Origin of the sequence: Neisseria sp. HMSC064D07 (genome assembly GCF_001837185.1) — a bacterium.
In the GTDB taxonomy this organism is placed as follows: domain Bacteria; phylum Pseudomonadota; class Gammaproteobacteria; order Burkholderiales; family Neisseriaceae; genus Neisseria; species Neisseria flavescens_C.
The window spans coordinates 42,815-65,290 of the sequence record NZ_KV831647.1 but is presented as its reverse complement, the minus strand read 5'-3'; the positions used below and the strand labels follow the sequence as shown (position 1 = coordinate 65,290).

Here is a 22,476-nt window from a genome sequence, read left to right as displayed (position 1 = left end):
ATGCCGACCATTCACTTATCAAGAGCAAAATCTCATGAATCCAAAATACGCCCCACTCTTCCAAACATACACCCTCAATAACGGCGTAACCATCAAAAACCGCCTTGTCGTCGCCCCCATGACCCATTTCGGCTCACAAGCCGACGGTTTGATCAGCGACCAAGAGCGTACCTTCCTCAACAACCGCGCAGGCGATATGGGCCTGTTTATCACTGCCGCCACTTTGGTTCAAAAAGACGGCAAAGCCTTTCACGGCCAACCTGAAGCCACAGGCGAACACTGCCTCGACAGCCTGAAAGAAACTGCACAAATCCTACAACAGCAAGGCGCAAAAGCGATCTTGCAAATCCATCACGGCGGTTCCAAAGCCATTGATGACCTTTTGGACGGTCTCGACAAAATCAGCGCTTCTGCCAGCGAAACCGAACACGCACGCGAAGCGACCGCAGAAGAAGTCGAAGTACTCATCGCCTCTTATGCGCAAGCCGCCGATTTGGCGCTTCGTGCCGGTTTTGACGGCGTGGAAATCCACGGCGCGAACGGCTATTTAATACAACAGTTTTACTCTGCCCAAAGCAACCGCCGCAACGACCAATGGGGCGGCAGCCTGGAAAACAGAATGCGCTTCCCGCTGGCCGTTATCGATGCCGTGGTTGCCGTCCGTGAAAAACACCAGCGCAATGACTTCATTATCGGCTACCGCTTCTCCCCTGAAGAACCGGGCGATGACGGCTTAACCATGACCGAAACCGGCGCATTGATTGACGCATTGGTACAAAAACCGCTGCAATATCTGCACGTTTCCCTGTGGGAATTTGATAAAAAAATCCGTCGCGGCGGCGATACCGCCCAAACCCGTATGCAGTTTATCCACGAACGCATCAACGGCAAACTGCCGCTTATCGGCGTGGGCAACCTGTTTACCGCCGACCAAATTTTGGCCGCCTATGAAACCGGTTGTGCAGAATTTATCGCCTTGGGCAAAACTGTGATGATTAATCCGCACATCGCCACGCAAATCCGCGAAGGCCGCGAAGCTGAAATCGAAACGCAACTCGACCCGACACGCGCCGACCATTACGGCCTCCCCGACACCTTGTGGGGATTTGCCTCCAGCGGTACGCAATCATGGCTGCCGCCGGTAAAAGGCGCGGAATGGAAACCGATGGATATTTAATCATCGATTCATAGCATAAGGCCGTCTGAAACTTTTCAGACGGCCTTTGGTTTGGTGCAAACATTGAATTATCAAGCATTTTTTTGTACAATTCCGCATCTTTCAATCTATTGCAGGGCGTGTCGCACACGCCCTTATTTTAGCCTGTTTTCCAACACCCATATCCTTCAGGCCGTCTGAAAAGCGGCCTGAAACTTTTTGCAAAGAAAACCATGTCCCAAGAAATCCTCGACCAAGTGCGCCGCCGCCGCACGTTTGCCATCATCTCCCACCCTGACGCGGGTAAAACCACGCTGACCGAAAAACTCTTGCTGTTTTCAGGTGCGATTCAGAGCGCGGGGACGGTAAAAGGCAAGAAAACCGGCAAATTTGCTACTTCCGACTGGATGGAAATCGAGAAGCAGCGCGGCATTTCCGTGGCTTCGTCTGTAATGCAGTTCGACTACAAAGACCACACCGTCAACCTCTTGGACACGCCGGGACACCAAGACTTCTCCGAAGACACCTACCGCGTTTTGACCGCCGTTGACAGCGCCTTGATGGTCATCGACGCGGCAAAAGGTGTGGAAGCGCAAACCATCAAACTCTTGAACGTCTGCCGCCTGCGCAATACGCCGATTGTCACGTTCATGAACAAATACGACCGCGAAGTGCGCGACTCTTTGGAATTGCTGGACGAAGTGGAAAACATCCTGCAAATCCGCTGCGCGCCCGTAACCTGGCCAATCGGCATGGGTAAAAATTTCAAAGGTGTGTACCACATCCTGAACGACGAAATCTATCTCTTTGAAGCGGGCGGCGAACGCCTGCCGCACGAGTTCGACATCATCAAAGGCATCGACAATCCCGAATTGGAACAACGCTTTCCGTTGGAAATCCAACAGTTGCGCGACGAAATCGAATTGGTGCAGGCGGCTTCCAACGAGTTCAATCTCGACGAATTTCTCGCCGGTGAGCTCACGCCCGTGTTCTTCGGCTCGGCGATTAACAACTTCGGTATTCAGGAAATCCTCAATTCATTGATTGAATGGGCGCCTGCGCCGAAACCGCGCGACGCGACCGTGCGCATGGTCGAGCCGGACGAGCCGAAATTTTCCGGATTTATCTTTAAAATCCAAGCCAATATGGATCCAAAACACCGCGACCGCATCGCCTTCTTGCGCGTCTGCTCCGGCAAATTCGAGCGCGGTATGAAGATGAAACACCTGCGCATCAACCGCGAAATCGCCGCCTCCAGCGTGGTAACGTTCATGTCGCACGACCGCGAATTGGTGGAAGAAGCCTACGCCGGCGACATCATCGGCATCCCGAACCACGGCAACATCCAAATCGGCGACAGCTTCTCCGAAGGCGAGCAACTGGCGTTCACCGGCATCCCCTTCTTCGCACCCGAACTGTTCCGCAGCGTCCGCATCAAAAACCCGCTGAAAATCAAGCAACTGCAAAAAGGCTTGCAACAGCTCGGCGAAGAAGGCGCGGTACAGGTTTTCAAACCGATGAGCGGCGCAGATTTGATTTTAGGTGCGGTCGGCGTGTTGCAGTTTGAAGTCGTTACCTCGCGCCTCGCTAACGAATACGGCGTAGAAGCCGTGTTCGACAGCGCATCCATCTGGTCGGCGCGCTGGGTATCGTGCGAAGACAAGAAAAAACTGGCGGAATTTGAAAAAGCCAACGCAGGCAACCTTTCGATAGACGCTGGCGGCAACCTCGCCTACCTCGCGCCTAACCGCGTCAACCTGAATCTGACGCAAGAACGCTGGCCGGACATCGTGTTCCACGAAACGCGCGAGCATTCAGTTAAACTGTAAAACACAAAGGCCGTCTGAAACTTTCAGACGGCCTTTTTTTCATTCGATATCAACCCAATAAATCCCAAGCAAACTTCCCAATGGTCAGGCACAGCAGCAACATAAATCCGTAACGCAGCTCAAATATTGTCTTATTTTAGCTTTTAGCACCTCACCAAACATTTTCGGAATAAATGTTGACTTTAACCTTAGGTCAAAGTTCATAATTTGTGCTCCTTCAGTTATCACATAGGCGAAAAACATGAAAAAACTTATGACTTTTATCACACTTAGCGCTGTTGCAATTTCAAATTATGCCCAAGCTAATGAACAACCGCATCAAGCACACATGAATATGCCAATGTCGACAGATTCTGCAATGCAACAAGAATTAATGCAAGGTATGAATCAAATGAATCAAGACATGATGGCAGCTGCGCAATATAAAGATCCTGATGTTGCTTTTGCAGCAGGTATGTTGCCACACCATATTGGCGCAGTAAAAATGGCGGAAGTTGAATTAAAATACGGAAAGGATCCTGAAATGCGTAAGCTTGCTGAGGATATTATTAACGCACAACAAGCGGAAATTGAACAAATGCAAAAATGGCTTAAAGCACACAACAAAAAAAGCTCCGTAAAATGATCTGACCCCAAAAGTTAGACTGATTTAGTTCAAGGACTGAGTTCTGTAATTCACAGAGCTCAGTCCTTTTAGTTTCCCCTGAATGCGCTCATGGTTGTAATAATGAATGTACTCATGAATCGTTTTTCCAGTTGTTAGAACGTCTCAAATCATTTACCGTAATAACATTCCATTTTTAATCGTCCAATTGATGACCTTTGCCGAAGCGTTGGCCGCTAAAAAATCATAGCCGTAAAAGCGGACGAACACAAAAGCCAGCAGGCTGCCCGTCCCCGGCCCGAACACGCCGTCGTAAAACCTGATTAACGCGCCGAAAAATAAGCCCCATAAGGTTTCGCGGCGCGTCAGCTTTTCAGTGCGCACCGTCTGCCCCAAGTCTTTTTTCAAAAAAGTGTACAGACACATGGCAATCATGATGACCAGCATTGCCGGTTTCATGTATTGCACGGGGAAAACACCACCGTTTTCGCGCCCAAATATGAAGCGGCAAATGCCAACGCCGCGGCAGGCAGCAGCATTTTCCACGGCACGGAAATTCGGCGCAGGTATTGCACCGTCGCGGTCAACGTGCCGCAGCAGGAAGCAAATTTATTGACACCCATCACCGAGGCCACAGGCGTAGCGTTTGGCAATAGGTTGAATAATCCGGAAATCTGCAACAGCCCTCCGCCGCCAACGGCCGCATCCATCAGCCCTGCGGCAAAGCCGACCAACACCAGATAATAAAAAAACGAATCTGCAAGCATAATGTCCATCTCTAAAAAGCAAAGCGATTTTGCGCGTATTTGCCTATCCTGACAACCTACAAGGCCGTCTGAAAACAAGAAACAATATCCTGTTTTCAGACGGCCTTTCTTTTTAAATTCAACCGCTCAAATTGCGGCTTAAAAATTTTTCCATTAAAATGCCGCCCCTTATCTTTCCTACACACAACACATTTTATGGAACATTCCACCCCGACCAAACGCACAGCCCACGACCGAATGGGCATCTTCGCGCATTTCATTTTCGCCAGCCGCTGGTTGCAACTGCCGATTTATATAGGCTTAATTATCGCCCAAGTCATTTATGCCTGTAAGTTCCTCAAATCCTTGTGGCACTTGGTATCCAATTTCAGCATCATGGATGAAAACACCATCATGATCGCCGTATTGAACCTGATTGATGTCGTGATGATTGCCAACCTGTTGACCATGGTCATTGTCGGCGGCTACGAGACCTTCGTTTCCCGCCTCCATGTTGACGAACATCCCGACCAGCCCGAATGGCTCAGTCATGTTAATGCTTCGGTTTTAAAGGTTAAGCTGTCGATGTCCATCATCAGCATTTCCTCCATCCATCTGCTGCAAACCTTCCTCAACGCCGCCAATCTGTCGGAAAAACAAATCATGTGGCAATGTATTACCCACATCTGCTTCCTGATTTCCGCCCTCGCCATGGCTTTAACAGACAAAATCGTGTACAGCACGACGCATAAAGCGCATTGATAAAAAGCAATCAAAAGGCCGTCTGAAATATTTCAGACGGCCTTTTGTTATCTGGCAATGTTTACAGCTTATTGCTTACGCTTGTCCCACCAGGCAAACAAATTGCCCAAAACCGTTCCCGATACGGAGTGCCAAACACAGGCAACAGCGGCGGCAACGGCGGACTCGGCATTACCGGGGAAAAATTTAGCACTCAAACCGGTCGCAAGTCCGGCATTTTGTACGCCGACTTCGATGGCAAGGGTGCGTTTTTTGGCGGTATTCATGCCGGTCAGTGCGCCGCTGTAATAGCCGAGGATGTAGCCGCCGATGTTGTGGGCAGCGATGGCCAGTACCATAACGAAGGCGGATTCGGCGAAACGGTGGCCGTGAACGGCAGCAACGCCGCCGACGATGCAGGCAAACGCGGCAACGGCAACGGCAGGCATAATCGCGCGCACGTCTTCAAACCAATGTTTTTTATGCAGCAAGATATTGGCGACAGAACCGATAACGACAGGCAACAGGGTAACGAGCAGCATAAATTTGAACATACCCCAGCCGTCCATTTCGACAGTTTGTCCGACCAAATAAGTCATCCACAGCGGCGTCATTACAGGCGCGAGGACGGTGGAGACGGTGGTCATGCCAACCGAAAAGGCAACATCGCCTTTAGCCAAAAAACTCATGATATTGGACGAAACACCGCCCGGGCAGGTACCGACTAAAACCAGACCCAGCGTCAATCCGGGCGAAAGGTCAAAGGCTTTGGCAATACCGATGGCAAGCAGCGGCATAATCGTGTATTGAGCGATTGCGCCGATGAAAATATCGAGCGGACGTTGCGCCAGAATTTGATAATCTTCTTTGCCCAAAGTCATGCCCATACCGAGCATGATAATGCCGAGTACAACGACTTGCGTATCGCCTTTTACCCACGAAAAAGTGGCAGGTTCAATAAAGGCGATGATGGAGGCAAGGACGATAATCAGGGCGGTGAAGCGGGTCATTTGCCGACTGATAGCGGTCAGAAAGTTCATATTTTACTCCTTTGTATGTTTTTATCATGACAATAATTGCCATAATTTAACACATGTTAACTCTTGTGCGCAATTACAGTAACGAAACAGGAAATCCATCATCCAATAATGTTTAAAAACAAACCACACTGACTCCACCCAATATCAACACAAAGGCCGTCTGAAACTTTTTCAGACAGCCTTGTTTTATCCGTTCGTTATCGATTTATTCGATATTTTGAACCTGTTCGCGCATTTGTTCGATTAAGACTTTCAGTTCGACAGAAGCTTGCGTGCATTCGGCGGCGATGGCTTTGCTGCCCAAGGTATTGGCTTCACGATTCAACTCTTGCATCAAGAAGTCCAAACGTTTGCCTACGCTGCCCTTGCCTTCGGTAACGATGCGGCGCACTTCGGCGATATGGGTGCGCAAACGGCTGAATTCCTCATCCACATCGGATTTTTGGATGAATAAAGCAAATTCCTGTTGCAAACGGTCGTTGTCGATATTGCCGACGGCTTCTGCCAAACGGGTTTTGACTTTATCCATATGCGCTTGCAGAAGGCTGGGGAACAATTCGTTCAAAGCGTCCACAATCTCTTCCATGCCATCCAGGCGTTGCAGCAGGTGCTCGCCCAGTTTTTTGCCTTCGCGTTTGCGGGCGGCTGTAAACTCTTTCAAAGCGCTGGTCAATAAATCTTTAACGCCTTTGGCCAAAGCCTCGGCATCTTCGCCCTGGCCTGCCAAAACGCCGGGGAAACGCAAAACGTCTGCCACGCTCAGTTTGCCGAAATTGTGTTCCTTACGCCATTCTTTGTTCAAATGCGCCAGCTGTGCGACCAAATCCTGATTGACTTCCAAAGTCTGACCGCCAGAAGCCGCATCTTGCAGCTGAACACGGCACTCCAATTTACCGCGTGCCACAGCCGCGGCAATCTGTTCGCGCAACGCGCCTTCCAAATAGCGCAACTCTTCCGGCATACGGAATTGAACATCCAAATAACGATGGTTGACCGCGCGGATTTCCAAATTAATCCGCTTGCCGCCGCATTCGCCTGCGGCATTAGCAAAGCCGGTCATGCTGTGGATTTGAATAGTTCGTCTTGTAGCCATGGTTTTACTCCGTTTCCAAATACGAGTGAAAGTATGGACACTATAACACACCCGACCGACGATTTTCAGACGGCCTTTGATGCCAAATTCCTCTATAATTCAAGGCAAGCTATTTTTTATTCCTCCCAAAGGACCATCATGAGCGACTACACCCGCACCGGCCGCGCCGCCGACAGCCTGCGCAATATCAAAATTACCCCAAACTTTCTTCCCCACGCCGACGGTTCCTGCCTTATCGAGTGCGGCAACACCAAAGTGATTTGCACCGCCTCTATCGACGAAAATGTCCCACCGTTCCTGCGCGGTAAAGAACAAGGCTGGGTAACGGCCGAATACGGTATGTTGCCGGCTTCCACCGCCTCCCGTATGCGCCGCGAGGCCGCCGCAGGCAAACAGTCCGGCCGCACACAAGAAATCCAACGCCTGATCGGCCGCTCGCTACGCGCCGTCGTCGATATGGAAAAACTCGGTGAACGCCAAATCCTGATTGACTGCGACGTCATCCAAGCCGACGGCGGCACGCGTACCGCCTCCATTACCGGTGCCTACGTTGCCCTGCAAATCGCCGTGGACAAACTGCTTTCAGACGGCCTTATCAGCGAAAACCCCATCCGTGAAGCCGTTGCCGCCGTTTCCGCCGGCGTGGTGGGCGGTGTACCGCTTTTGGACTTGGACTATCCCGAAGATTCAGGCTGCGACAGTGACGTTAACATCATCATGACCGCATCCGGCAAAATCATCGAAATCCAAGGTACGGCCGAAGGCGCACCGTTCAGCATCGAAGAATTGGGCAAACTCATTGCCCTCGCGCATAAAGGCATTGCCGAATTGGTTCAACACCAGCAGGCTGCCCTTTTAGTCCGATAATCAGCAAGGCCGTCTGAAAACTTTCAGACGGCCTTTTTTAACCAAACCCCTTTATGCGTATTTACTCAAAAAAGCGCGTTCTATCCTTGAATTCCATGTAAAAAATAGTAATAATAACCCTTTTTCCAGCAAACCAAGCTGCCCGACAACCCCCACAAGAAAGCACGAAACATGGCGTTAATCGTACATAAATACGGCGGCACATCAGTAGGCTCGCCCGAACGCATCAAAAACGTAGCCAAACGTGTCGCCAAAGCCCGCGCCGAAGGACACGACATCGTAGTCGTCGTATCCGCCATGAGCGGCGAAACCAACCGACTGGTCGCACTGGCGCACGAAATGCAAGAGCATCCCGATCCGCGCGAACTCGACGTCGTCCTTGCCACCGGCGAACAAGTAACCATCGGCCTACTGGCCATGGCCCTGAAAGACATCGGCGTTGACGCCAAGAGCTACACCGGCTGGCAAGTCGCCCTCCAAACCGACACTTCCCACACCAAAGCCCGCATCGAAAATATCGACGACGAAAGAATGCGTGCCGATTTGGCTGACGGTAAAGTCGTTATCGTAGCCGGTTTCCAAGGCATCAGCAGCGAAGGCAATATCTCAACCCTCGGCCGCGGCGGTTCGGACACCTCCGCCGTTGCCATCGCCGCAGCCCTCAAAGCCGACGAATGCCAAATTTACACCGACGTGGACGGTGTTTACACCACCGACCCGCGCGTCGTACCCGAAGCGCGCCGCATGGACACGATCACTTTTGAAGAAATGATCGAACTGGCCAGCCTCGGCTCAAAAGTTTTACAAATCCGCTCCGTAGAATTCGCCGGAAAATACAAAGTGCGCCTGCGCGTACTCAGCAGCCTGCAAGATGGCGGCGACGGCACCCTGATTACCTTTGAAGAGGACGACAACATGGAAAGAGCAGCCGTAACCGGTATCGCATTCGACAAAAACCAAGCACGCATCAACGTACGCGGCGTACCTGACAAACCCGGCGTTGCCTACCAAATCCTCGGCGCAGTTGCCGATGCCAACATCGAAGTCGACATGATCATCCAAAATGTCGGCAGTGAAGGCACAACCGACTTCTCCTTCACCGTTCCACGCGGCGACTACAAACAAACCATCGAACTGCTGCAACAACGTCAAGACAGCATCGGCGCCGCTTACATCGACGGCGACGACACCGTATGCAAAGTCTCCGCAGTCGGCTTGGGCATGCGTTCACACGTCGGCGTAGCTGCCAAAATCTTCCGCACCCTCGCAGAAGAAGGCATCAACATCCAAATGATTTCAACTTCCGAAATCAAAGTATCCGTCCTGATTGACGAAAAATACATGGAACTGGCTACCCGCGTTCTGCACAAAGCATTCGATTTAGGCAACTAATTTCAACTTGTTAAAAGGCCGTCTGAAACTTTATTGTTTCAGACGGCCTTTTATATTAAAACCTTACTGTTTCAACCCTCAATCCTTCCCTTCTCTCGAAAAATGCTCAATCTCAAATCCGCTCTGACGATAAGCTCGGAAACGGTCTCGGGCTTCGGCCAAATCTTCAAAGCTGTTGCCCACAATTTCAAGGATACGGTTTGGAATGGCTGGAGCTTGGCTCCAGAAAACGGCAGACAGGTTTAAAACCGTGCAATCTTGCGGAATATTCGGCAATGCATTTCCAAACGCAAGCAATACCGGCGTTTCAGACGGCATGGGATCGGTAGGCAGCCAGACTTCATGCGGAATAAAGCTTTCGGGAATTTGCTGCCAAAAATCAACGTCTAGTTGCTGCACTGCCGCGGCAGAATCCGACCACACCAAAATCTGCCCGCCATCGCGTATGGCGCGCGCAATCAGGCGGCAGGCAAAGGCGGCCGGGCGGGCTACGTGTGTATAAAAAGTGGCTTTAGGCATGGCGTATTCTTTCGTTTAGGCAATGGATTGGCCGGTTTCAGACGGCCTTTTTGGTTTTCAACAATCTCAAGGCATTGCCCAACACCAGCAGCGAGCTGAAACTCATGCCGAGCGCGGCGATCCACGGGGTAACGTAACCAAACACGGCCAGCGGAACGGCAACCAGATTGTATGCGCTAGCCCAAGTCAGGTTTTGGCGGATAATTTGATGGGTGCGGCGTGCCTGTTCCATCATCACGGGCAAAACGTTCAAATCATCATTGAGCAAAACCACATCCGCACCGTCTCGCGCCACATCGGCACTCGTGGCCACGGCGGCCGACACGTCGGCTTGGGCAAGGACGGGGGCATCGTTGATCCCGTCGCCGATCATCATGACTTTACGCCCTTGTTTTTGCAGATTTTCCACATAAGCCAGTTTGTCTTCAGGCGTGGCTTCGGCACGATAGGCATCCAAACCCAGCTCTTGCGCGACTTGGGCTACGGCAGCTTGACGGTCGCCGCTTAAAAGGTGCAGACGGATGCCGTGTTGTTTCAGGTTTTGCAACATTTTAGCGGCGCTGTCTTTGATTTGGTCTTCCAATAAAAAGGCCGTCTGAAAACCGCTTTGATTTCCCAAGAAAATAATGCCGCCTGCGTGGTCGATATGGGCAAATGTTTCAGGCAGATTACCGGCAATTTCCGAAACAAATGCCGCTTTGCCCAAAGCCCAAACTTGGGTTTCGCCATCCAATTCGATTTGCGCGCTGACGCCGTGTCCGATACGGTTGACCCGTTGCTGCACTTTCACATCAAGCGCGGATACAGGGCCGTCTGAAAGCGTATGGTTCAAAATGGCACGGGCGATGGGGTGTTCGGATTGCTGTTCCAATGTTTGGGCAATGGCAAGGGCCTGGGCCTCGTTCAGACGGCCTGCAGATAATATACGGCTGACGGAAAGCTGCCCTTTGGTCAACGTACCGGTTTTATCGAACACGACGTCGTCAATTTGGGCAAGCGTTTCCAGGCTTTGTTTGCCGCTGATGAGAATGCCGTCTTTGGCCAGCGCACCGGTCGAAGCAGCCAGCGCAGTCGGAGTTGCAAGCGACAAGGCACACGGGCAGGTAATGACCAGCAGGGCAACGGTAATCCATAGGGCGGTGTGTGCATCTGCATACCAAGCCCAGCCGATAAAAACAGGAATCGCAAGCAAGAGTTCGCCAAACACAAAACTGGACGCGTATTTCTCGGCCAACTCGGCGGCACGCGGTTTTTGCGCCAACGCGCGGTCAAGCAGTTTGACGATATAGGACAGGCGCGTGTTGCCGCCGGTATGGTCAGTGCGGATGATTAAAGGGCTGCTGGTGTTGAGCGTGCCGGCGGTTACTTTTTCAGACGGTCTTTTCACGATAGGCAGGCTTTCACCGGTCAACATGGCTTCGTTAACTTCGCTTTCGCCGGACAAAACCGTACCGTCCACCGGAATGACTTCGCCAGGCTTCACAACAATCGTATCGCCGATATTGAGGCGGACGACTGCAGCTTCCTCGATGGCTTCGCTTTCCGGATAAGACGGCAAACGGTGGCAGAATGCCGGAACCAGTTTGACCAACCGCTCCGCCGCATCGCCTGCTTTGCGTCGGGCAATCTGTTCCATAAAACGCCCGCCCAACAAGAAAAACAGCAGCATAGCGATGGATTCAAAATACATGCCCTGCCCTGCGTTGGTAGCCAAGCTGTAAATACCGGCGATAAAGGTCATCACAATGGCAATGGCAATCGGCGTATCCATGCCGACACGGCGGTTTTTCCAGTCACGCCATGCGCCGCGGTAAAACGGCAACGCGCTGTAAAACACAACGGGCAACACCATCAAAAAGCCGCCCCAATGCAGGATTTCCAAATAAAGCGGCTCGATGTCGCCGCCGTAAAAATAAGTCGGCAGGGCAAACATCATCGTCTGCATCATGCCCAGACCGGCCACGGCCAATCTGACGATAAACTGTTTGCGTTCCTTCTGCGCCTGCACTTCGATTTTTTGCGCATCATAAGGCGCGGCGGTATAACCGGTTTGGCGGATTTTCAGCAAAATGTCCGACAATTCAATGTGGGCGCTGTCCCACACCACTCGGCAGCGGTGGGTACTGTAATTCAAATCCACGCGCACTACGCCCTTCATACGCAACAACTGCTGCTCAATCAGCCACACACACGCGGCGCAGGTAATGCCGCCCAGCATTAACACCGCCTCGCGCTCATCCCCTGCACCGACCTCGACAAAATCAGCCTGCACTTCGGGCAAATCGTATAGCTTTAATTGCGACAACACTTCCGGTGGCAGCAATTCGGATTTTTCCGCGTCTGCGGTACGCTGTTTGTAATAATTACCCAAACCGGCATCAATAATACTCTGCGCCACCGCTTGGCAACCGGCGCAGCAGGTTTCGTGTTCTTCGTCTTCAAAACGAACCGTCAAATGCAGATGCTCCGGGACTTCAAGTCCGCAATGGAAGCAGTTTTTTTGGGGATGTGTGGAAGATGTCATAATGTGTTCGATTTATTTTTCAGACGGCCTGAAACAATCATTTCAGGGTGTTACATTTTAGCAAAAAGCGTTTTTCCGCCTCATTTCATTTACTTTTGAATTAATAGACTGTCGAATTTTATAAAAAATATGGAAAACAAAGTATTGACCGTTTATCAAATGATGAACGGTAACATATAAATACCGTTTATCTTTAAAAACTTCCAATTATTTTAATGTAAAAATGGAACTTTTTTAAAAAATCCAATACATTTTTTATTGACCTCAATCCATTTAAGCAGCATACTTTAGCCATTCCGCGAAGACGGAAATAAAAAAAACACACATTTACTTATAACACTAACTTATTGGGAAACCTCACCATGATTGATCGCCTTATGCCTATCTTCGCCGTTATCGGCATTTTGTCCAGCACTGTATACCTGAGCCTCGCCGCTTGGATGCTTTACGAAAGCGTGTTCAAAAAGAAAAGCCCTCTGTCGGCATAATCCTCGGATTTAAAATTTTACGGTAAGGCCGTCTGAACATTCAGACGGCCTTGTTTCATTCCATACTATCAAGCACTTGATTGTACGGCCAATTCAATCATCGCTTCGCGCAAACCGTCCAAACCCAAACTTTCGGCAACGGAAACATTCACGCCGACGGCATGCCCGAAATTGTCGCGCAAAATGCCTGCTTCACGCATACCCGACGGCAGCAAATCGATTTTGTTGTACACCACCAATTGCGGAATTTCATGCGCGCCGATTTCTTCCAAAACTTCGTTGACATCGTCCATCTGCCGTTCAAAATCGGGATTGGACGCATCAACGACGTGCAGTAGCACATCCGCCATCGCCGTCTCTTCCAAAGTAGCGGAAAACGCCGACACCAGCTTGTGCGGCAAATCGCGGACGAAGCCGACGGTATCGGTCAAAATCACGCTCGCCTCGTGCGACAGGAAAAGCCGTCGCGCAGTGGTATCCAAAGTGGCGAACAACTGGTCTTTGGCCAATACGTCCGCTTTGGTCAACCGGTTGAACAGGCTGGATTTCCCGGCATTGGTATAGCCGACAATGGCAAAGGTTTTCAGACGGCCGCTCATGCGCGATTTGCGGCGCGTGGCGCGTTGTTTGCGGACATCGGCAAGCTGTTTTTTCAATGCCGTGATTTTTTGTCCGATTAAACGGCGGTCGGTTTCCAACTGGGTTTCGCCCGGCCCTTTCAAGCCGATGCCGCCCTTCTGACTTTGCAGGTGTCCATAACCGCGTACCAGCCGTCCGCTCAAATGGTTCAGCTGAGCCAACTCCACCTGCAACTTACCTTCCTGCGATTGGGCGCGTTTAGCAAAAATCGCCAAAATCAAACCCACTCTGTCGAGTACGCGGCATTGAAGCTCTTTTTCCAGATTACGCTCTTGTGTCGGCGTGAGTTCGTGGTTGAACACGACCAGCCCGACATCATGCTGCTTGACCACTGCCGCTAACTCTTCCGCCTTACCCGTACCGACAAACAAAGCCGGATGCGGTTTGTCGCGGCGTGAAGTTTCGATAGAAACCAAATCGCCGCCGGCCGCGCCCACCAATTCTGCCGCTTCGGTCAAGGCCGTCTGAAAGCCGCGCTCGCGCGTTTCGTTTGCGCCGGAATAGTCCGCCGTCAGCATCACGCCGACCAAGAGGACGCGTTCGGGCTGCTCCAAAGATTTATCGACGGAAAACAGATTGCGCTTGCTCAAAAAATTTCCTTTCAGACGGCCTGACGGCTGGGTCAAAGTCCTGATTAACGGTTTTTCAAAATATCGGCAAAATATTCGGTCACTTCCGCCAAACGTCCGCCCTGCTCGGCATAAGGCTGCATGACGGCTACCAGCTGCTCTAATACTTCGCGCGTTTCGGTTTGCGCATGTTCGCGGTAGAGCCACATATTTTGCATGGTCACCGTGGTCAATTCCTCGCGTACATTCAGCAAGAGCAAGTGTCGGCAAGATTCATAGCCTTGGCGCAAATCGCCGGCCGCATATGCGGTAACCGACAATTCATAGTCGATGTCCAACTGATAAACATTGCTTTGGACAAAGAGAATATCGTCTGTTGGGAACGGAATGCGTTTCGCCATCAGGCCGATTGCATGGGAAATGCGGTATTTCCCTTCCTGACGCAGCATGGTTTGCGCAAGGTAGAGACACTCGGCACGGCGCGGATTGTAATCGTAGCCTGCCAACCAGGTTGCCAAGGCTTCATCGCGTTTGCCCATTAATTTGTAGCACTCGCCCAGCTGTTGGTAAGAAACCGACACTTCCTCGATCCAACCGCCCAATTCGATGCGTTTTTTAAACCATTCGCTCGCACGCTCGGGCATATCAGAATCCCAATAAGAACGCGCCGCGTAAAAGGCGTAACGCTGTTTCAGGTCTTCATCTTCAGGACTGTAAAACGCTTTTTCCAAAGAAACGGCGTCAAGCAGGTATTTGTTCGCCATATTGCTGCGCGCGCCGAAACGGCCGCTGAGAACCGTATAGTCGCCATGAAGCGTGGCTTCGCTGGTATCTTGTTTGTCGGTTTCGATAAACTCATGCAACACGCCGCGCCAGTAGAATGTACCGTCATTGCGCAACAACAGCGGACGGTAATAAACCACGCTGCCCATGGCATTTCTCATGCGGAGGCGGTAGCGGTCGGCGGTCAGTTCGGGTAATTCCAATTTGCCTTCAAAGCGGTCGTCCGCATCAAAAATCAACACATAATCGGTTTTGCCTTTTGCGTGTTTCAACGCCTGATTGCGGTTGTATGCAAAATTTTGCCAACCATCATGATGAATCTCACCCGCGATGCCCTTTGCATCAAAAAAGCGGCGGATCACGCCGGCGGTATCATCGGTCGAGCCGGTGTCGCTGATGACGTAGTAGTCAAGTTTGATGTGGTCGGTGATGTTGGCCAGTGTTTCTTCGATGATTGCCGCTTCGTTTTTGACAATCATATTCAAGCAGATGGTTTGGGACATTTTCAATAGCCGCATTGGTTTGGAAAGGTATTATTTTACTTTAGCATTTTGTTTTTTGCACACAAAATACTCAGGCCGTCTGAAGATTGCCTTTCAGACGGCCTGAAGTTTATTTTGCTTATCTTTTTTCCTGACGGCGTATCAGATACACCGCCAACAGTGCAAATAAAACCGTCGGCAATGCGCCTGCCAAAAACGGCGGCACGCCGTACAACTGGCTGGTAAAGCCGAAGAGCCGTCCGGCAAAGTGGAACAGCAACCCGAGACAGATACCGCCGAAGAGTTTCAAGCCCATATTGCCGTGGCGCGTCGTTTGCGGCGTAAAGGCGAAGGCAACAAGCGCCATCACCCATGCGGCAACGGGATACACCAGCTTGCGCCACCATGCGATGGCATAGACTTGGGTATTTTGGTTGTTTTTTTCCAGATGGTCGATGTAGGTAGTCAATTCGCCGACAGACATTTGGTCGGGCTTGACGAGCAATACATCCATCAGATTGCGTTTGACGGAAATCGGCCAGTTTTCTTCAGTGGCAGTAGAAACTTCGACTTTATCTTCGCCCAATATGCTGCGGCGGATATTTTTCAGCTGCCAGCTGCCGTCTGGGTTCAAAACGGCTGATTCAGCTTCCGCCGCTTGGGTCAGTTCGTTTTTATCGTTGCGCTGCCAAATTTTGATGCCCAAAAGCGTATGGTCGGGCAACATTTCGCGCACGTTGATGATGCTGTTTTTTTCTTTCAGCCAAAGGCCGGTATTGCCGGTACTGATTTTGCCGTTGATGGCGGAGGCTTTGATGTTTTCGGCTTTTTGGCTCAGCGTGGGGGCGACCCATTCGCCAAGTGCGACGGTGGCAATGGCGAAAATCAAACCGAACTGCGACAGAATCAACAGCAGCTTTTTGGTGCTCATGCCGCTGGCTTTGATAACGGTCAGCTCGCTGCCGGAAGCCAGTTGGCTGAGGGAAATCAGGCCGCCGATCAAAACGGCAAGCGGCATCAGTTCATATGCGCGCGCAGGCATCTGCATTAAAACATACTGCCCCAATTTTGCGCCGTTATAGCTGCCTTTTCCAAGATCGCCGACTTCGTTGATGATTTCAAAAAAGCTGTACAAAGCAAGGAAGGCAAGGAGGGCGTAAACCGCCATAACCGCCATTTGACGGATGATGTAACGTGAAATCAGGTTCATTTTCCGCCTTTCAATGTCAGACTTTTGGCAACCGCCTGCCAAAAGGGTTGGCTGGGCATACTGCGTACGCGCAGCAGGACGACGGCAATCACAAACATGATGATGTGCATAGGCAGCAGCCCGAGCCAAAAATGGATTTTGCCGTCTTCCACGGCGTTGCGCAGGAAGGTCAGCCCGTTTTGGTAAACCAAAAACAAACCGATGGCAATCAAGATATTGTAGGTGTGGCCGCTGCGCGGATTGAAATAGGAAAGCGGCACGGCGAGCAGGCACAGCAACAAAACGCTGACGGTCAAGGAAATACGCCACATCAATTCCGCTTGGTGCTGGGGATTGCTGCTGCCAATCAGTTGGGCTGTCGGAATGGTACGGCGGTGTGATACAGGGTCGATGAGTTTGGGCGTAGTGCTGATAATCAGGCTGAGGTGTTGGAAAGAAACGCGGTTGTAATCGGCTTTGCCGGGCGTACCGCTGTAACGGTAGCCGTCGCGCAATTCAAGCGTACGTTTGTTGTCGGTCAGCGAAAAATTGCCCTCTTTGGCAAAAACGATGTTGTCGTTGCCATTTTTATCCTGCTCGCGCAGGAACAGGTTTTTCATGATGCCGGATTCGGTATCGAAGGTTTCGACAAAATAAACCCTGCCGTTGCGCTTGCCCAAGCTATTAAACTCGCCGGCTTCCACCAAAGATAATTCCTGCTTCTGCTTCAAAATTTCGGCATATTCGCGGCTACGCAACTCTGCCCACGGCATTACCCAAAGCTGCATGACGGCAATCAAAATGGCAAACGGCACGGCAAACTGCATGACCGGGCGTATCCATTGTTTCAATGCCAATCCGCAAGAGAGCCAAACCGACATTTCGCTGTCGCGCCAGTAGCGGGTCAATACAGTCAACGTACTGATAAATGCGGTCAACACCAGCAAAAGCGGTGTCATGCCGATTACCCAGAAGCCGACTAAGGCCAGCACGGCATCGATGGCGACACGCCCGTCGGCTGCGCGGCCAAGCAGGTTGATGGCCTGCGTGGACACCAATACCGCCAAGAGGACGACAAAGATGCCGACGGCGGTAAAGGAAAGTTCTTTAATAAAGTTTCTTTGGTAAATCATAAGATTGAGCGTGGTATACGGTTTATGGGAAACCTATATTTATTAATAAGGCTTCAGACGGCATGACACAAATGGAGTACAATGATTTTCATCTGTTCGGACGGTTGGTCAACAGGCCGTCTGAACAACCGACAACCGTTCCAATCAGGAGAATAAACGTGAAATTTAGCACAAAAGCCGAAACTTTGCAGGCTCAACAGGCAGGTGCGCAATTATTTGTCTGCGCCGAAGCATCGCAACTGAGCAACCCGACTGCCCTCGCCCTCTTCGCTTCCCTTGAAGAAGGTCAAAATTTCGCCGACACCAAAATCCCGACGGACAACGGTTTGCAAGCCATTGCCGTCTCCCGCCTCGAAAAAACCGACCGCGCCGTATTGAACAAAACCGCAGCCGAAGCCGCCAAATGGGCGCAAAATCAAGAAACGGTCAATGTGGACGTTCACGCCTTTGAAGAAACGCAAGCCGCCGCCGTTGCCGAAGCGTTTGCGATTGCGTTCGGCAATGCCGCCTACCGTTTCGACCGCTACAAAAAAGAAGCCAAACCGGCCAAATTTGCAGAAGCCGTGTTCTACAGCGCACACGAAGCCGCCGTCAAAGAAGCCCTGCGCGTTGCCGAAGCGCAAGTTTACGGACAAAGCCTCTGCCGCGACTTGGGCAATGCCGCGCCGAACGAATGCACGCCTGAATTCCTCGCGCGTACCGCCAAAGCCGAAGCCGAAAAACTGGGCGCACACGCCAAAATCATTGAAAAAGACTACATCAAAGAAAATATGGGTTCATTCTGGTCTGTCGCCAAAGGCAGCGTCGAAGACCCATATTTGGTCGAACTGAGCTATTTTGGTGCGGCCGACAAAGAAGCCGCGCCTGTGGTATTGGTCGGCAAAGGCATTACCTTCGACACCGGCGGCATTTCCCTCAAACCCGGCCTGAACATGGACGAAATGAAGTTCGACATGTGCGGCGCGGCAACCGTCATCAGCACCTTCTGCGCCGCCGTCAAACTGCAACTGCCGATCAACCTGATTGCCATCGTCGCCACTTGTGAAAACATGCCTTCCGGCGCGGCCAACAAACCGGGCGACGTCGTGAAAAGCATGAAAGGCTTGACCATCGAAGTATTAAACACCGATGCTGAAGGCCGTCTGATTTTGTGTGACGCTCTCACTTACGCCGAACAATTCAAACCCAAAGCCGTCATCGACGTCGCCACCCTGACCGGCGCGTGCATCATCGCCTTGGGTCATGACGTCAGCGGCGTGATGGGCAACAATCAAGATTTGGTCGACAGCCTGCTGGCCGCTTCCCGCAACGTGGACGATAAAGCATGGCAACTGCCGCTCTTTGAAACCTACAAAGACCAACTCAAATCCAACTTTGCCGACATTCCAAACATCGGTACGCCGGGTGCAGGCACGATTACCGCCGCAACATTCCTGTCTTACTTCACCGAAGACTATCCATGGGCACACCTCGACATCGCAGGTACCGCATGGAAATCTGGCGGTGAAAAAGGCGCGACCGGCCGCCCTGTTCCTTTATTGCTGAACTATCTGCGCAATGTGAAATAAATCTTGGGGGAAGCCTGCAGGGTTAATCGTTTCAACCCTGCAGGCCGTCTGAAAACGGAATCCGCATTATCTGACTCAACCTGACAAACGGAAAACCACCATGAAACCACTATTTGCCGCATTATCTGCCGCCCTTCTGCTCGGCACATCCATAAGCGCCCAAGCCGCCGAACAAACCACCCCCACCGACCGCAGCATCCAAGTGTACAAAAAAGCCGACTTAGCAGAATGGAACCGCGAAAACGCAGCCGGAGGCCAAGGCCCGCTACTCGGCAGCTTTGCCTTCACGCGCCATCAAACCGCAGAACAAGACGCATTCAAAGAAATCGGCTGGCTCACATTACCGCCGGGCGCTTCCATCGGCCAACACAAACATACCGGCAATGAAGACGTTTACATCATCGTATCCGGCAAAGGCCTGTTTACCGACAGCGAAGGCAAACAAACCGAAGTCGGCGCCGGCGACATTACCATCGCCCGCCCCGGCCAGTCTCACGCACTCAAAAATATCGGCAAAAAGCCGTTGGTATTCTTAGATTTGATTGCCGAGACCGCGGGCGCTAAAGCCGCCGAAACCAAGTAATACTTTCAATGAAAACAAATAATCTGCCATGGCTTTCTGCCTTACCCAAACCAGGCAGCAGAGAGATTGTTCCGTTTTCATTTAAACCTACATACAAGCTAAAGGCCGTCTGAAAACCACGCTTCGTTTTCAGACGGCCTTTTTTTTCTCAAAAATCTTATCATATAAATGACGCAATGTTATATAATAACAGCCTTTCGAAATATGATGAGAAACTAAAATGACACAAACCACACTCAAACCCATTGTTTTATCTATTCTTTTAATCAGCGCTCCCATCCTCTCCCAAGCGCATGAAACCGAGCAGTCGGTTGACTTAGAAGAGGTTACCGTCGTCGGCAAAAGCCGTCCGCGCGCCACTTCGGGGCTGTTGCACACTTCAACCGCCTCCGACAAAATCATCTCCGGCGATACCTTGCGCCAAAAAGCCGTCAATTTGGGCGATGCTTTAGACGGCGTACCGGGCATTCATGCCTCACAATACGGCGGCGGCGCGTCCGCTCCCGTTATTCGCGGTCAAACAGGCAGACGGATTAAAGTGTTGAACCATCACGGCGAAACGGGCGATATGGCGGACTTCTCGCCCGACCATGCCTTAATGGTGGACAGCGCCTTGTCGCAACAGGTCGAAATCCTGCGCGGCCCGGTTACGCTCTTGTACAGCTCAGGTAATGTAGCTGGTTTGGTCGATGTTGCCGATGGAAAAATCCCCGAAAAAATGCCTGAAAACGGCGTATCGGGCGAAGCCGGATTGCGTTTGAGCAGCGGCAATTTAGAAAAACTGACATCCGCAGGCATTAATATCGGTTTGGGCAACAACTTCGTGCTGCATACCGAAGGCTTGTACCGCAAATCGGGCGATTACGCCGTACCACGCTATCAAAAAGAAGAAGGCCGTCTGAAACGACTGCCCGACAGCCATGCCGATTCAAAAACAGGCAGTATCGGCCTGTCTTGGGTTGGGGATAAAGGTTTCCTCGGCGTGGCGTACAGCAATCGTCGCGACCGCTACGGCCTGCCTGCCCACAGCCATCTCTACGACGACTGCCACGCCGATATCATCTGGCAGAAAAGTTTGATTAACAAACGCTATTTGCAGCTTTATCCGCACCTGTTGACCGAAGAAGATGTCGATTACGACAATCCGGGCTTGAGCTGCGGCTTCCACGACGACGATAATGCACACACCCATGCCCACAACGGCAAACCATGGATAGACCTGCGCAACAAACGCTACGAACTCCGCGCCGAATGGAAGCAGCCTCTCCCCGGTTTTGAAGCCCTGCGCGTACATCTGAACCGCAACGACTACCACCACGACGAAAAAGCAGGCGATGCAGTAGAAAACTTCTTCAACAACAAAACACACAACGCCCGCATCGAGTTGCGCCACCAACCCATAGGCCGTCTGAAAGGCAGCTGGGGCGTGCAATATTTAGGACAAAAATCCAGCGCGCTTTCCGCCATTCCCGAAACCGTCCAACAACCGATGTTGATTGACAACAATGTGCGCCATTACAGCTTTTTCGGTGTAGAACAGGCAAACTGGGACAACTTCACGCTAGAAGGCGGCGTACGCGTGGAAAAACAAAAAGCCTCCATCCAGTACGACAAAGCATTGATTGATCGGGAAAACTACTACAACCAGCCCCTGCACGACCTCGGCGCGCACCGCCAAACCGCCCGCTCGTTCGCGCTTTCCGGCAACTGGTATTTCACGCCCCAACACAAACTCAGCCTGACCGCCTCCCATCAGGAACGCCTGCCGTCAACGCAAGAGCTGTACGCACACGGCAAACACGTCGCCACCAACACCTTTGAAGTCGGCAACAAACACCTCAACAAAGAGCGTTCCAACAATATCGAACTCGCGCTGGGCTACGAAGGCGACCGCTGGCAATACAATCTGGCACTCTACCGCAACCGTTTCGGCAACTACATTTACGCCCAAACCTTAAACGACGGACGTGGCCCCAAATCCATCGAAGACGACAGCGAAATGAAGCTCGTGCGCTACAACCAATCCGGCGCCGACTTCTACGGCGCGGAAGGCGAAATCTACTTCAAACCGACACCGCGCTACAGCATCGGCGTTTCCGGCGACTATGTACGAGGCCGTCTGAAAAACCTGCCTTCCCTACCCGGCAGGGAAGATGCTTACGGTAACCGTCCTTTCATCGCACAGGACGACCAAAACGCGCCTCGCGTTCCGGCTGCGCGCCTTGGCGTTCACCTGAAAGCCTCGCTGACCGACCGTATCGATGCCAACTTGGACTACTACCGCGTGTTCGCCCAAAACAAACTCGCCCGCTACGAAACACGCACGCCCGGACACCATATGCTCAACCTCGGCGCAAACTACCGCCGTAATACGCGCTATGGCGAGTGGAATTGGTATGTCAAAGCCGACAACCTGCTCAACCAATCCGTTTACGCCCACAGCAGCTTCCTCTCCGATACGCCTCAAATGGGTCGCAGCTTTACCGGCGGCGTAAACGTGAAGTTTTAAAATCGGATAGGCAAACAAAAAA

General features: G+C 51.6%; 18 protein-coding genes and 2 pseudogenes. 10 read left to right on the top strand and 10 right to left on the bottom strand.

Annotation, left to right across the window (positions count from 1 at the left end):
- The first annotated feature begins 34 nt into the window (after window positions 1-34).
- The 3 genes from HMPREF2608_RS01205 (at window position 35) to HMPREF2608_RS01195 (ending at window position 3,610) form a co-directional block, all read left to right on the top strand.
- Window positions 35-1,177 carry an NADH-dependent flavin oxidoreductase gene (locus HMPREF2608_RS01205; RefSeq protein WP_070825698.1) on the top strand — a complete coding sequence of 381 codons (1,143 nt, stop codon included), beginning with the start codon at window positions 35-37 and terminating at the stop codon, window positions 1,175-1,177.
- Window positions 1,178-1,389: 212 nt separating this feature from the next.
- Window positions 1,390-2,985: a peptide chain release factor 3 gene (locus HMPREF2608_RS01200; RefSeq protein WP_070825697.1), complete on the top strand. Its 1,596-nt coding sequence runs from the start codon at window positions 1,390-1,392 to the stop codon at window positions 2,983-2,985.
- 241 nt (window positions 2,986-3,226) lie between these two features.
- On the top strand, window positions 3,227-3,610 hold the full coding sequence (locus HMPREF2608_RS01195; RefSeq protein WP_036491551.1) for a CopM family metallochaperone: 384 nt from the start codon (window positions 3,227-3,229) through the stop codon (window positions 3,608-3,610).
- A 24-nt stretch (window positions 3,611-3,634) separates the two neighbouring features.
- Here HMPREF2608_RS01195 and HMPREF2608_RS10955 read toward each other — a convergent pair.
- Both HMPREF2608_RS10955 and HMPREF2608_RS01190 read right to left on the bottom strand, forming a co-directional pair.
- Window positions 3,635-3,795, bottom strand: a pseudogene (locus HMPREF2608_RS10955) (IS3 family transposase); the annotation flags it as partial.
- Window position 3,796: 1 nt separating this feature from the next.
- Window positions 3,797-4,356: pseudogene (locus tag HMPREF2608_RS01190) on the bottom strand (TSUP family transporter); the annotation flags it as partial.
- A 195-nt stretch (window positions 4,357-4,551) separates the two neighbouring features.
- Between HMPREF2608_RS01190 and HMPREF2608_RS01185 the strand changes: the two are divergent.
- Window positions 4,552-5,097, top strand: a complete 546-nt coding sequence (locus HMPREF2608_RS01185) for a TIGR00645 family protein (protein WP_004519303.1) — start codon at window positions 4,552-4,554, stop codon at window positions 5,095-5,097.
- A 68-nt stretch (window positions 5,098-5,165) separates the two neighbouring features.
- On the opposite strand, the gene HMPREF2608_RS01180 is transcribed toward HMPREF2608_RS01185, so the two are convergent.
- Together HMPREF2608_RS01180 and HMPREF2608_RS01175 are read right to left on the bottom strand one after the other, a co-directional pair.
- Window positions 5,166-6,116, bottom strand: a complete 951-nt coding sequence (locus HMPREF2608_RS01180; protein WP_070825696.1) for a bile acid:sodium symporter family protein — start codon at window positions 6,114-6,116, stop codon at window positions 5,166-5,168.
- Between the two features lie 205 nt (window positions 6,117-6,321).
- Window positions 6,322-7,209, bottom strand: a complete 888-nt coding sequence (locus HMPREF2608_RS01175) for a YicC/YloC family endoribonuclease (RefSeq protein ID WP_283122273.1) — start codon at window positions 7,207-7,209, stop codon at window positions 6,322-6,324.
- Window positions 7,210-7,347: 138 nt separating this feature from the next.
- On the opposite strand from HMPREF2608_RS01175, the gene rph reads away from it, so the two are divergent.
- Both rph and HMPREF2608_RS01165 read left to right on the top strand, forming a co-directional pair.
- Window positions 7,348-8,076, top strand: coding sequence for a ribonuclease PH (gene rph / locus HMPREF2608_RS01170; RefSeq protein ID WP_070825695.1), 729 nt, complete (start codon window positions 7,348-7,350; stop codon window positions 8,074-8,076).
- A 171-nt stretch (window positions 8,077-8,247) separates the two neighbouring features.
- Window positions 8,248-9,468: an aspartate kinase gene (locus HMPREF2608_RS01165; RefSeq protein WP_049330970.1), complete on the top strand. Its 1,221-nt coding sequence runs from the start codon at window positions 8,248-8,250 to the stop codon at window positions 9,466-9,468.
- A gap of 78 nt (window positions 9,469-9,546) precedes the next feature.
- Here the strand turns inward: HMPREF2608_RS01165 and HMPREF2608_RS01160 are convergent, their stop codons facing one another.
- Together HMPREF2608_RS01160 and HMPREF2608_RS01155 are read right to left on the bottom strand one after the other, a co-directional pair.
- A complete protein-coding gene (locus HMPREF2608_RS01160) occupies window positions 9,547-9,987 on the bottom strand; it encodes a DNA polymerase III subunit chi (RefSeq protein WP_070825694.1) in 441 nt (146 codons plus the stop codon).
- A gap of 37 nt (window positions 9,988-10,024) precedes the next feature.
- On the bottom strand, window positions 10,025-12,511 hold the full coding sequence (locus HMPREF2608_RS01155) for a heavy metal translocating P-type ATPase (protein WP_070825693.1): 2,487 nt from the start codon (window positions 12,509-12,511) through the stop codon (window positions 10,025-10,027).
- Window positions 12,512-12,873: 362 nt separating this feature from the next.
- Here HMPREF2608_RS01155 and HMPREF2608_RS11590 point away from each other — a divergent pair, with 362 nt between their 5' ends.
- Entirely contained in the window at window positions 12,874-12,999 is a 126-nt protein-coding gene (locus HMPREF2608_RS11590) for a hypothetical protein (RefSeq protein WP_003678791.1), read from the top strand.
- A 68-nt stretch (window positions 13,000-13,067) separates the two neighbouring features.
- Here HMPREF2608_RS11590 and hflX read toward each other — a convergent pair whose 3' ends face one another.
- The 4 genes from hflX to lptF form a co-directional block, all read right to left on the bottom strand.
- Entirely contained in the window at window positions 13,068-14,228 is a 1,161-nt protein-coding gene (hflX, locus tag HMPREF2608_RS01150) for a GTPase HflX (RefSeq protein WP_070825692.1), read from the bottom strand.
- A 44-nt stretch (window positions 14,229-14,272) separates the two neighbouring features.
- Window positions 14,273-15,493, bottom strand: a complete 1,221-nt coding sequence (locus HMPREF2608_RS01145) for a glycosyltransferase (RefSeq protein WP_283122272.1) — start codon at window positions 15,491-15,493, stop codon at window positions 14,273-14,275.
- 118 nt (window positions 15,494-15,611) lie between these two features.
- Window positions 15,612-16,682: an LPS export ABC transporter permease LptG gene (gene lptG / locus HMPREF2608_RS01140; protein WP_070825691.1), complete on the bottom strand. Its 1,071-nt coding sequence runs from the start codon at window positions 16,680-16,682 to the stop codon at window positions 15,612-15,614.
- Window positions 16,679-17,794 (bottom strand): LPS export ABC transporter permease LptF, encoded by a 1,116-nt coding sequence (gene lptF, locus HMPREF2608_RS01135; RefSeq protein ID WP_004519285.1) that lies wholly within the window; start codon window positions 17,792-17,794, stop codon window positions 16,679-16,681. Before lptF ends, lptG begins: the two co-directional genes overlap by 4 nt.
- 158 nt (window positions 17,795-17,952) lie before the next feature.
- Between lptF and HMPREF2608_RS01130 the strand changes: the two genes are divergently transcribed.
- From HMPREF2608_RS01130 to znuD, 3 genes are all read left to right on the top strand, one after another.
- The gene (locus HMPREF2608_RS01130) at window positions 17,953-19,362 is read left to right on the top strand and encodes a leucyl aminopeptidase (RefSeq protein WP_070825690.1); all 1,410 of its coding nucleotides are present in this window, start codon (window positions 17,953-17,955) and stop codon (window positions 19,360-19,362) included.
- 100 nt (window positions 19,363-19,462) lie between these two features.
- On the top strand, window positions 19,463-19,945 hold the full coding sequence (locus HMPREF2608_RS01125) for a cupin domain-containing protein (RefSeq protein WP_070825689.1): 483 nt from the start codon (window positions 19,463-19,465) through the stop codon (window positions 19,943-19,945).
- Window positions 19,946-20,165: 220 nt separating this feature from the next.
- The gene (gene znuD, locus HMPREF2608_RS01120; protein ID WP_070825688.1) at window positions 20,166-22,454 is read left to right on the top strand and encodes a TonB-dependent zinc receptor ZnuD; all 2,289 of its coding nucleotides are present in this window, start codon (window positions 20,166-20,168) and stop codon (window positions 22,452-22,454) included.
- Window positions 22,455-22,476: the final 22 nt, after the last annotated feature.